9 protein-coding genes are annotated in these 10,121 nt (G+C 71.7%); 1 reads left to right on the forward strand and 8 read right to left on the reverse strand.

Features of this window, described 5'->3' with window-relative positions; all coding sequences use genetic code 11:
• Positions 1-51: 51 nt before the first annotated feature.
• The 8 genes from FF100_RS08045 to FF100_RS08080 form a co-directional block, all read right to left on the reverse strand.
• On the reverse strand, positions 52-1,056 hold the full coding sequence (locus FF100_RS08045; RefSeq protein WP_139035043.1) for a cell division protein FtsQ/DivIB: 1,005 nt from the start codon (positions 1,054-1,056) through the stop codon (positions 52-54).
• Positions 1,057-1,617: 561 nt separating this feature from the next.
• Positions 1,618-2,535, reverse strand: coding sequence for a UDP-N-acetylmuramate dehydrogenase (gene murB, locus FF100_RS08050; protein ID WP_139035044.1), 918 nt, complete (start codon positions 2,533-2,535; stop codon positions 1,618-1,620).
• Positions 2,532-3,047, reverse strand: coding sequence for an endonuclease domain-containing protein (locus FF100_RS08055; RefSeq protein ID WP_139035045.1), 516 nt, complete (start codon positions 3,045-3,047; stop codon positions 2,532-2,534). Before FF100_RS08055 ends, murB begins: the two co-directional genes overlap by 4 nt.
• Positions 3,048-3,062: 15 nt before the next feature.
• Positions 3,063-4,478, reverse strand: coding sequence for a UDP-N-acetylmuramate--L-alanine ligase (murC, locus tag FF100_RS08060; protein ID WP_139035046.1), 1,416 nt, complete (start codon positions 4,476-4,478; stop codon positions 3,063-3,065).
• A 168-nt stretch (positions 4,479-4,646) separates the two neighbouring features.
• Positions 4,647-5,762, reverse strand: a complete 1,116-nt coding sequence (locus FF100_RS08065) for a UDP-N-acetylglucosamine--N-acetylmuramyl-(pentapeptide) pyrophosphoryl-undecaprenol N-acetylglucosamine transferase (RefSeq protein ID WP_139035047.1) — start codon at positions 5,760-5,762, stop codon at positions 4,647-4,649.
• Between the two features lie 127 nt (positions 5,763-5,889).
• Positions 5,890-7,029: an FtsW/RodA/SpoVE family cell cycle protein gene (locus FF100_RS08070; RefSeq protein WP_139035048.1), complete on the reverse strand. Its 1,140-nt coding sequence runs from the start codon at positions 7,027-7,029 to the stop codon at positions 5,890-5,892.
• 126 nt (positions 7,030-7,155) lie between these two features.
• Complete coding sequence (locus FF100_RS08075; protein ID WP_139035049.1) at positions 7,156-7,398, reverse strand: hypothetical protein; 243 nt, start codon at positions 7,396-7,398, stop codon at positions 7,156-7,158.
• Between the two features lie 233 nt (positions 7,399-7,631).
• Complete coding sequence (locus tag FF100_RS08080) at positions 7,632-8,252, reverse strand: ParB-like protein (protein WP_139035050.1); 621 nt, start codon at positions 8,250-8,252, stop codon at positions 7,632-7,634.
• Between the two features lie 536 nt (positions 8,253-8,788).
• Between FF100_RS08080 and FF100_RS08085 the strand changes: the two genes are divergently transcribed.
• On the forward strand, positions 8,789-10,114 hold the full coding sequence (locus tag FF100_RS08085; protein ID WP_139035051.1) for an efflux RND transporter periplasmic adaptor subunit: 1,326 nt from the start codon (positions 8,789-8,791) through the stop codon (positions 10,112-10,114).
• The last annotated feature ends 7 nt before the right edge of the window (positions 10,115-10,121 follow it).

A 10,121-nucleotide genomic window follows, 5' to 3' on the forward strand; every position in this document is an offset into this window, starting at 1 on the left:
GGGGGCGGGCGGAACCGGGAAGACCGGCGGGCGTCACGTCTCGCGCGCGGGTCATGTCTCGGTTCCCTTCGGCTTCTTCTGCTTCTTCTGGGCCTCCAGGCGCGCCGCGGCGCCCTCCTCGGTCAGCCGCACCACCACCCGGTCGGGCAGCCGCAGGTCGACCGCGATGATGTCCTTCTCGAGCAGGTTCGACTCGGCCTCGAGCTTGACGAGGCGGGCGACCGCGTCGCGGGCGCCGGCCTCGGGCAGGCGCACGTCGATGCCGTCGAGCTTCAGGGTCCAGCGCCGGCCGGACACCAGGGTGCCGGCCCGGATGCGGGCCTTGAGCGGGCCCGCGGCGTCGAGGAGCGCCAGGTAGTCCTTGGTGCGCAGGTTCGCCTCCTCGCCCACCACCAGCGGCAGGTCGGAGAAGCGGCCGTCGCGCATCTGGTCGATCACCGTGCCGTCGGCGGCGATCACGGCGATCTCGCCGTTGCGCTGCCACAGGGCGCTCGGCTCGCGCTCGGTGAGGGTGATCAGCAGCTCGCGCGGGTAGATCTTGCGCACCGAGACCGCGCCGATCAGCGGCACGGTGGACAGGCGGTCGCGCACGTCGACCACGCTGAGGAAGGGCAGCGAGTTGCGCTGGTCGAGGCCGGCGGCCTTCAGGATCTCGGCCGAGCGCAGCTGCACCAGCCCGGTGATCGTGACCTTGTCGAGGCCGAAGCCGAGGCTGCGCGCCGCCATGTCGGCGGGCGTGCCGTAGCGGGCCGAGATCTCGGCGTAGCCGCCGCCGGACACGAAGCCGGCCGCGGCGACCAGGCCGAAGAACCCGAAGGCCAGGCCCATCCCGAGATGCCGCGGCATCCGCCGCTCGATCGGCACCGCCACCGAGGCACGGCGCGGGCGCAGGAACCGCGGCAGGAAGCGCGCCAGCACGACCCCGCTCGAGCGCGGATCGCGCGAGGGAGCGCCCCAGGCCGGCGCCGTCCCCGGCTGGGGAGCGGGCGTGCCGGCCTCTCCGCCGGCATAGCCGGCGTCGGTCAGCGGCTCAGGGAAGCGTCCACCACCATCCATCGGACGAATTCACCGAAAACGATACCCGGCACGGGCTGCGATCTCCGGCGCGACAAGCGTCCCTCGGTCGTCCGGGCCCGCGCCCCGTGTCGCCCCCGGTGCCGCCGGCGCCCGGTCGGGAGACCGGAGCGTCGTCGGCGAGGGTCGGCACGGCTCACGCCCGGCATCCAAGTGCTTGATGCGCCGTTAACGCCAACTCTCGAACTCGCTGGTAAATATCCGGTAAAGTTTTCGGTCCGCGCACAGGGATCGCGCCCCGGCCTGGGCCCGGTGCGGCCCCGCGGCCTCCCCCGGCGGGGCTCGGCGGCGGGGCCCTCCGGAGGGCCCTGGCCGACCGGGGCCCGGTCCGGTTCCTGGCTGGAAGTTCTTGCTCTGACAGGAGCTTGCGAGCCGTGGCATCGGCTGCCGCCGGGGCAGACCGGGGCCGCGCGCGTCGCGGGGTCATCCGGTTCCCGGGGCCGGCGTGGCGGCATTGCCTCGGTTAAGGCCGGTCATCCCGTCGCAGGGCCGGCGGGCCGCCGAAGCCCGCCCGGGTGGTTAATGCCTCGGGCGATTCGCGACTCAGCGGGCGGGCACGCCGACCCGCTTGATCTCCCAGTGCAGGTCGATCCCGGAGGTCTCGCGCACCCGCGCCCGCACCTCCTCGCCGAGGCCCTCGATGTCGGCCGCCGTGGCGCCGCCGCGGTTGATCAGGAAGTTGCAGTGCATCTCCGACACCTGGGCGCCGCCGCGGGTGAGGCCGCGGCAGCCGGCGGCATCGACGAGCTGCCAGGCCTTGCCCCCGTCCGGGTTCTTGAAGGTCGAGCCGCCGGTGCGCTCGCGGATCGGCTGCGCCGCCTCGCGGGCCGCCGTCACCCGGTCCATCTCGGCCTCGATCAGGGCCCGGTCGCCGGGCCGGCCGCGATAGGTCGCCTGGGTGAAGATCAGGTCGGCGGGCGCCGCGCAGTGGCGATAGGCGAAGCCCATGTCGGCGTGGCTCAGCACGTGCAGGGTCCCCGCGCGGTCGACGGCCCGGGCCTCGACCAGCACGTCGGTGGTCTCGCCGCCATGCGCGCCGGCATTCATCCTGAGCGCCCCCCCGATCGAGCCCGGGATGCCGCGGTAGAAGGCGAGGCCGTCGAGCCCGGCCTCGGCGGAAGCGCGGGCGAGCTTCATGTCGGGCACCGCGGTGCCGGCCCGGATCGTGTCGCCCTCGATGGCGATCGACCCGAAGGCCTTGCCGCCGAGGCGGATCACCAGCCCCGGCACGCCGCCGTCGCGCACGATCAGGTTCGAGCCGAGCCCGATCACCGTCACGGGCACCTCGCGGGGCAGGGCCGCGAGCGCAGCGGCGAGGTCGTCCTCGTCGGCGGGCGTGAACAGCACGTCGGCCGGCCCCCCGACCCGGAACCAGGTCAGGTCGGCGAGGGGATGGTCGGGCAGGAGGCGTCCGCGCAAGCGGGCGGGCTCCAGGGCGGCGAGGATGGCGGCGGAGGTCATGGTTCCGTTCGGGATGATGCAGGATGCCCCTCCCCGCCTGCGGCAGGGCTGTCCGGGGACAAGAAAAGATGCGGGTTTCCCCTCTCCCCGCCCGCGGGGAGAGGGGAAACCCGCGCCCTTTCTTTCCCCGAACAGCCCTGCCGCACGTGGGGAGAGGAGGAGGGGCGGCGTTCCACGATGGAGGCCAGGATGGTCTCGAGGACACCGGTCATGTTGCGGGCGACATCGCCGCTCCAGAAGCCGAGCACGCGCCAGCCCTGCGAGGCGAGCCAAGCCTCGCGTTCACGGTCATAGCCGCTCTCCGCATGCTGGCTCCCATCGCGCTCGACGACGAGCTTGGCTTCGCGGCAGGCGAAGTCCGCGAAGTCGCGGCCGATCGACCGCTGGCGCACGAACTTGGCCTCCGCCAGGCGCCGGTCGGGCAACCGCGACCAGAGCGCCCGTTCGGAATCGGTCTGCGTCCGCCGGAGAGTGCGGGCCCGCGCCGTACCGGGATCGTCGGGGCCGCGCATCGGGGTGTCAGCGCCTCACGCCGCCTTCTCGCCGATCGAGGCGAGCTCGCCCGGCAGCGCATAGGCCCATTGCGTGATGTTGCCGGCGCCGAGGCACACGACGTAGTCGCCCGGCCCCGCGAGCCCGGCGACGATGCCGGCCAGGTCCTCGGTGCGCTCCAGCGCCACGGCGTTGCGGTGGCCGCGGGAGGTGAGGCCCGCCACCAGGGCGTCGCGGTCGATGCCCTCGATCGGCGCCTCGCCGGCGGCATAGACGGGAGCGACGATCACCGTGTCGGCGTCGTTGAAGCAGGTGCAGAAATCGTCGAACAGCGAGGCGAGGCGCGAGTAGCGGTGCGGCTGCACCACCGCGACGACGCGGCCGTCGGTGGAGGCGCGGGCGGCCTTCAGCACCGCCCGGATCTCGACCGGGTGGTGGCCGTAATCGTCGAAGATCTGGCAGCCGTTCCACTCGCCGGTGCGGGTGAAGCGGCGCTTCACGCCGCCGAAATTCGCCAGCGCCTTGCGGATCGCGTCGGGCGACACGCCGAGCTCGTGGGCCACCGCGAGCGCCGCGGTGGCGTTGAGCGCGTTGTGCTTGCCCGGCATCGGCAGGACCAGGTCCTCCATCTCCATCCGGAAGCCGGGGCGGCGGTCGCGGATCATCACCCGGAACCGGCTCTGGCCGCCCTTCAGGTCGACGTCGATCAGGCGAACGTCGGCCTGCGGGTTCTCGCCGTAGGTGATGATGCGCCGGTCCTCGATGCGCCCGACGAGGTCCTGCACCGTCGGGTGGTCGATGCACATCACCGCGAAACCGTAGAACGGGATGTTGTCGATGAAGGCCCGGAACGCGTCCTTGATCGCGTCGAACGAGCCGAAATGGTCGAGGTGCTCGGGGTCGATGTTGGTGACGATGGCGATGTCGGCCGGCAGCTTCAGGAAGGTGCCGTCGGATTCGTCGGCCTCGACCACCATCCAGTCGCCCTCGCCCATGCGGGCGTTGGTGCCGTAGGCGTTGATGATGCCGCCGTTGATGACCGTGGGGTCGAGCTCGCCGGCGTCGAGCAGGGTGGCGACGAGCGAGGTGGTGGTGGTCTTGCCGTGGGTGCCGGCCACCGCCACGCAGGACTTGAAGCGCATCAGCTCGGCCAGCATCTCGGCCCGGCGCACCACCGGCAGGCGGCGCTCGCGGGCGGAGACCAGTTCCGGGTTGTCGCGGCGGATGGCCGTCGAGACCACCACCAGGGCGGCGTCGGCGAGGTTCTCGGCCCGGTGGCCGACGAAGGTGCGGATGCCCTTCTCGGTCAGGCGGCGCACGTTGGCGTTGTCGGACGCGTCCGAGCCCTGCACCGTGTAGCCGAGATTGTGCATCACCTCGGCGATGCCGGACATGCCGATGCCGCCGATGCCGATGAAGTGGATGGGTCCGAGCTGGTTCGGCAGCTTCATGGAGTCGGGGTCCTCTTGGTCTTCTTGTTCGGTGGCCGGCCGCGCGGGCCGGCATGATCGGTGAACGGCCAGAGAGCTTCACGATCGCGCTGGAATCGCGAAGCTCTCTGATTCTTTTTTTGCCGCATTTTCTTCGACGAACCGGTATCCACTTCGTCGGAAAATGCTCTAGCGGGCCGCGAGAGCGGTCTCGACCACCAGGGCGGCGAGGCGCTCGGCGGCGTCGGGCAGGCCGGCGCCCCTGGCGGCGGCGGCCGCCTTGGCGAGCCGGTCGGGGTCGCCGAGCAGCCCGCCGAGATCGGCGGCCAGCCGCTCAGGGGTGAAGTCGGTTTGTGGTTTGGGAAAGGCGGCGCCGATCCGCTCCAGCACCGCGGCATTGGCGGCCTGGTCCTGGTCGAGGGCGCCGGGCAGCGGCACCAGGATCGACGGCCGGCCGATCACCGCCAACTCGGCCACCGTCGAGGCGCCGGAGCGGGCGACGACGAGGTGGGAGGTCGCCATCTTGGCCGGCAGGTCCTTGAAGAACGGCGCCGCCGTGAAGGCGGCGAGCCCCGCGCCCTCGTAGAGCGCCTGCACCCGGGCGAGGTCTTCCGCCCTCGCCTGCTGGATCACGGTGAGGCGGGCGCGCAACGCCGCCGGAAGCCGCACCACGGCCTCGGGCACCACGTCGCTCATCACCCGGGCGCCCTGGCTGCCGCCGAAGGCGAGGAGCTGGAGCGGCGCATCCGGACCGACGCCCGGATAGGGCATCGCCGCCGCCGCCAGTACCGCCGGGCGGACCGGGTTGCCGGTATGGACGCGGCGCGCCCGCGCCTTCACGGGGACGCCCCGCACCTCGGGAAAGCCGGTGGCGATCACCGTGGCGCCGCGGGCCAGGAACCCGTTGGCCCGGCCCATCACGGCGTTCTGCTCGTGCAGGAGCGTCGGCACCCGCAGCATCTGGGCGGCGAGCAGCGGTGGGACCGTCGGGTAGCCGCCGAAGCCGACGACCACCGCAGGGTTGAGGCGGCGAACCTCGCGGATCGCCGCCGCGAAGCCACGCCCGAGGGTCGCGAAGGCGGAGACGCGGCGCAACGGGGAGCGCCCGCTCGACGGGGTGGCGGAGGGGACCGCCACGATCTCCGAGGCCGGGAACTCGCCCGACAACGCCGCGACCCGGCTGTCGGTGGCGAGCACGACCCGGATGCCGCGCTCGCGCAGGCGCAAGGCCAGGGCCTCGGCCGGAAACAGGTGGCCGCCGGTGCCGCCCGCGGCGAGCAGGACGAGGGGCTGGGCGACGGTCATCGGGCGGCCGGGGCGGGGCGGGGCATGGACAGGCGGTCTCCGGTCAGGATCGGCGGCCCCATGTGTCACGATGGGACCGCCAGGTCACCCCTTTGGGTTCTTCACGCCGCGAGGGCCGGCGGGCGGCTCAGTGCGCCCGGCCCTCGTCGCGGTTGAGGAGGGTCGTGCGCGGCCGGCGCCGGGTGAGGGCGACGAGGAAGCCCATCCCGAGGGCGAGCGAGATCAGCGACGAGCCGCCATAGGAGATGAACGGCAGGGTCATGCCCTTGGCCGGCATCAGCCGGGTGTTCACCGCCATGTTGATGCAGGCCTGGAGGCCGAACAGCGCCGTGAGGCCGGTGATGGCGAGCCGGCAGAAGATGTCGTCGCTGCGCCGGGCCAGGATCAGGCCGCGCATCACGATGAAGGCGAAGAGCAGCACGATGCCGATGCAGATGATGACGCCGAACTCCTCGCCCGCCACCGAGAAGATGAAGTCGGTATGGGCGTCGGGCAGGTGGCGCTTGGCGACGCCCTCGCCCGGGCCGGTGCCGAGCCAGCCGCCGGAATTGAACGATTCCTGCGACCAGAAGGTCTGGAAGTTGTCGCCCGAATCCTTGTCCATGAAGCGCTGGATGCGCGCCCGCACGTGGGGCAGGAACTCGTAGGCCGCCGCCACGCCGACGAGGCCGGCGCCTCCGAGCCCGCCGACCCAGAACCAGTGCAGGCCGGCGACGAACACCATCGCGCACCACACCATGGTCACCAGCATGGTCTGGCCGAAATCCGGCTGCAGGATCAGCGGCACGATCGTCATCGGCAGGAGCAGCACGGCCAGCGTGCCGCCCGGCATGTCGCGCCGGCGCGCGCCCTCGGCGAAGGCCCAGGCGGCCAGGATCACGAAGGCGGGCTTCACGAACTCGGAGGGCTGCACGCCGATCGAGCCGAACTGGATCCAGCGATGCGCGCCCTTGATCTCGGGCCCGTACTTCGTCGCCGCGATGCACAGCACGATGCCGAGGGCGTAGGTGACCAGCGCCATGCGGCGGATGTGGCGCAGGGACAGGAACGACACCGCCAGGATCAGGGCGATCGTCGGCAGCAGGTACATCACCTGCCGGTTGAGGAAGTGGAAGGTCGGCAAGCCGAGGCGCTCGGCCACCGGCGGACCGCCGGCCATCAGGAAGACCAGCCCGGCCGTCATCAGGACGCCGAGGCCGGCGAGCAGCGCCCGGTCGACCGTCCACCACCAGTCGCCGAGATGCGAGCGTTCCGCGCGGGACATCATGGCTTGCGTAGGACCCTCGTTCACCAGCCCCGACCATCGGACGGAATGGTAAACCGAGTGTTGCCGCGCCGCCGCGGCGGCGCGGATCCCGCCCGCGCCGTCAGGCCTTGCCGGTCGGGCCTCGGGTCAGCCCTGGAACATCCCGTGCGGCGCCAGCTCGAAATGCCGGGCGTATTCCTCCTCCAGGGTCTCCCACGGCATCAGCATCACGCCGTGCAGCGGCGCGGCGCCCGCCGTCAGGGCGCCGAAGCGCCGCAGGATCAGGGCGAGCTCGTAGGCGGTGATGTCGGGCTTGGGATCGAACCGGTAGAAATGGGTCTCGTTGTCGACCGGCTCGGCGCCGATACCCTTCAGGAGCGACTCGAACATCAGGCGGTCCCCCGTTCCGGCGCGATCCCCGTCGCGCCGCGATGCAAGGTTAGGCCTGAGGGTGAGGCTGCGGCAAATAAACTTGCCGGGAGGGTGCGCTCCGCCTTCCGGCACGGCGTCAGCAGGAAGGCGCTGAGGAGGTGCGGCTCGAAGGGGGCTCGCCGCTCCCACACGGTCCGCGGCGGTCGGGGCGCGATCGTCGTGCAAGATCGGCCCCGCCTCGCGCCGCGCGTTCAATCCCCGTGCGGCCCGCACCACCCCGGCAGGTACGCCGCCTCCTTGGTGCAGGCGAGGACCAGGGCCTCCTTCAGGGCGTCGGTGAAATCGTCCTTGATGACCTTGCGCTTGATGTTCCGGCGCAGGAAATCGGCCCACAGGAACTCGCTGAACGGCGCGTTGTCCTTGGCGAAGCCGCCGGCGCGGCGCAATTCGCCGGCGAGGCTGCGGAAGGGGTCGTCGGCGAGGCCCGCGATGCTCTTGGGCAGGTCGCCGACGTCCCGGCGCACGCCCTCCGTGTCGTAGGGGTGGGTCCAGGCGCGGTGGTCGGCCACGACCCAGAACGCGTCCTTCTCGAGGTGGTGCAGGTCGGCCACCACGGTGGTGAACACGCTCTCGACGCCCTCCTGGTGGAGGGCGAGGGCGAGGTGGTGGTGGTCGATGACGTAGCGGCGGTTCTTCGGCCCGAGCAGCACCGGGATCATGTGCGAGCCGAGAAACGCCTCCCGTTCCTTGTCGTCGCCGATCTCGCGCCAGCGCTTGCGCTTCGCCTCCACTTCCCGGTAGCCGACCGTCATCTGGGTCGGGCGCAGCTCGGCGATCGGAACGCTGTGGAGAATCGGGTCGCGGACGGACATTCGGCTCATCGGGTCTGTTGCGCGCGGGAAGCCCGCGCCGGACCCGGAAAGCTCGGGCACGCCATCCGCAAGGTCAAGGCGGCGGACCGATGCCTCACGGTCTAACGAGCCGCTCGAACCTCGTCCGAACGGCTTAATCCCGGTGCGGCAAAAGATTTTTGCGCCGTGAGCAAGTGCTGACAAAAACACGCTTTTCCCCGGTGCATCGGCCGCTGCGGCAGGGTCGGGCGCGGCCGGCTCGCGCGGGGCGGATGCGCGGCCGGGCATCCTTGACTTGGCTTCGGTTTGCTCGCCAAGAGACGGTCACGAGGTGCCGTCCGCGAGGTGCGGCGCCCCGGCCCGGATCCTGCACCGTCGTCCGTCCCGTCATGGAACTGACGTAGGGACACGGCAGGACACCCGGCAGGTTTCGGCAATGAGGCACAGACAGGGGCCGATCGGCCGGCCCGGGACCGAAGCGGACGCCCCGTCGACGGGGTCGGCCGCATGCGGGGCCCCCGGGATCCGACCGCACCCCGGCGGATGATCGGCGCGCGATGGACACCAACAACCCCCTGACTCAGGGTTCCCTGACCAAGGATTCCCCGGGCAAGCAATCGCCGCCGCGGCGTCGCGGCCTCGCCTGGATCGTCGCGATCCTGCTCGTCGCGGGAAGCGGCCTGGCGATCTGGTTCGTGCCCGCCCTGGCGCCGGTGCGCGAGCGCCTGGAAGCTTTGCTGGTGCGCGGCGAAGGGGCCGAGGGCCAGGCGTCGGAAGCCCGCGTGACCGGCGTGGAGCCGACCTTCCGGCCCTCGAAGCAGCAGCTCGCGAGCTTCGGCATCGAGACCGTGCAGGCGAGGGAGTTCCGGCCCGAGGGCTTCGCGGAAGGGCGGATCGGCGTCAACGAGGACGACAACGTCCCGGTCTACTCACCCTATGCCGGCCGGGTGACCAAGGTGATGGTCAGGGCCGGCGACCGGGTGAAGGCCAACCAGGTGCTGTTCACCCTGGAGGCCGCCGACATGGTCTCCGCCCTCAACGATTACCAGGCGGCACAGAACGCGCTCGCCAAGAACTCCGCGCTGCTCAAGCTCAACCAGACCGTCGCGGCCCGGCTCCAGGAGCTGTTCCAGGCCAAGGCGGTGGCGCTGAAGGACTGGCAGCAGGCGCAGAACGACGTGATCGCCGCCCAGAGCGACCAGCGCTCGGCGGAATCGGCCCTCCAGGCGGTGCGTAACCGCTTGCGCATCCTCGGCAAGTCGGATGCGGAGATCGACGCCTTCGCGCGGAGCGGCGTGATGAGCCCGGAGACCGAGATCCGCGCGCCGATCGCCGGCACCATCGTGCAGCGCAAGGTGGGTCTCGGCCAGTATCTCGGCTCGGGCAGCGACCCGGCCTTCGTCATCGGCGACCTCTCGACGGTCTGGCTCGTCGCCAACGTGCGCGAGACCGAGGTGCCGCGGATCAGGCTCGGCCAGGAGCTGGAGGCCAGCGTGATCGGCTTCCCCGACCGGGTGTTCAAGGCGCGCATCAGCTACATGGCGGCCTCCCTCGACCCGGCGACGCGGCGCCTGCCGGTGCGGGCCGAGATCGATAACGCCGAGGGCCTGCTCCGGCCCGAGATGTTCGCGACCTTCACGATCCTCACCGGCCGCGACGAGAGCGCCCCGGCGATCCCGGCCTCGGCGATCGTCTACGAGGGCGCCCGCGCGCGGGTCTGGGTCGAGCGGCCGGACGGCACGATCGTGTCGCGCAAGGTCGTCCTCGGCCTCACCGGCGGCGGCCTCGTCCAGGTGGTCGATGGGCTGAAGGTCGGCGAGCGCGTGGTGACCCGCGGCAGCCTGTTCATCGACCGGGCCGCCTCCGGCGACAAAGCCTCCTGATCGCCGG

Source organism: Methylobacterium terricola (genome assembly GCF_006151805.1).
Lineage (GTDB): Bacteria > Pseudomonadota > Alphaproteobacteria > Rhizobiales > Beijerinckiaceae > Methylobacterium > Methylobacterium terricola.

What these genes read in the sequence shown, in the direction of transcription:
- FF100_RS08045 (WP_139035043.1), bottom strand. Translation starts at nt 1,056, where the DNA reads ATGGATGGTGGTGGACGCTTCCCTGAGCCGCTGACCGACGCCGGCTAT.
- murB (WP_139035044.1), bottom strand. Translation starts at nt 2,535, where the DNA reads ATGACCTCCGCCGCCATCCTCGCCGCCCTGGAGCCCGCCCGCTTGCGC.
- FF100_RS08055 (WP_139035045.1), bottom strand. Translation starts at nt 3,047, where the DNA reads ATGCGCGGCCCCGACGATCCCGGTACGGCGCGGGCCCGCACTCTCCGG.
- murC (WP_139035046.1), bottom strand. Translation starts at nt 4,478, where the DNA reads ATGAAGCTGCCGAACCAGCTCGGACCCATCCACTTCATCGGCATCGGC.
- FF100_RS08065 (WP_139035047.1), bottom strand. Translation starts at nt 5,762, where the DNA reads ATGACCGTCGCCCAGCCCCTCGTCCTGCTCGCCGCGGGCGGCACCGGC.
- FF100_RS08070 (WP_139035048.1), bottom strand. Translation starts at nt 7,029, where the DNA reads ATGATGTCCCGCGCGGAACGCTCGCATCTCGGCGACTGGTGGTGGACG.
- FF100_RS08075 (WP_139035049.1), bottom strand. Translation starts at nt 7,398, where the DNA reads ATGTTCGAGTCGCTCCTGAAGGGTATCGGCGCCGAGCCGGTCGACAAC.
- FF100_RS08080 (WP_139035050.1), bottom strand. Translation starts at nt 8,252, where the DNA reads ATGTCCGTCCGCGACCCGATTCTCCACAGCGTTCCGATCGCCGAGCTG.
- FF100_RS08085 (WP_139035051.1), top strand. Translation starts at nt 8,789, where the DNA reads ATGGACACCAACAACCCCCTGACTCAGGGTTCCCTGACCAAGGATTCC.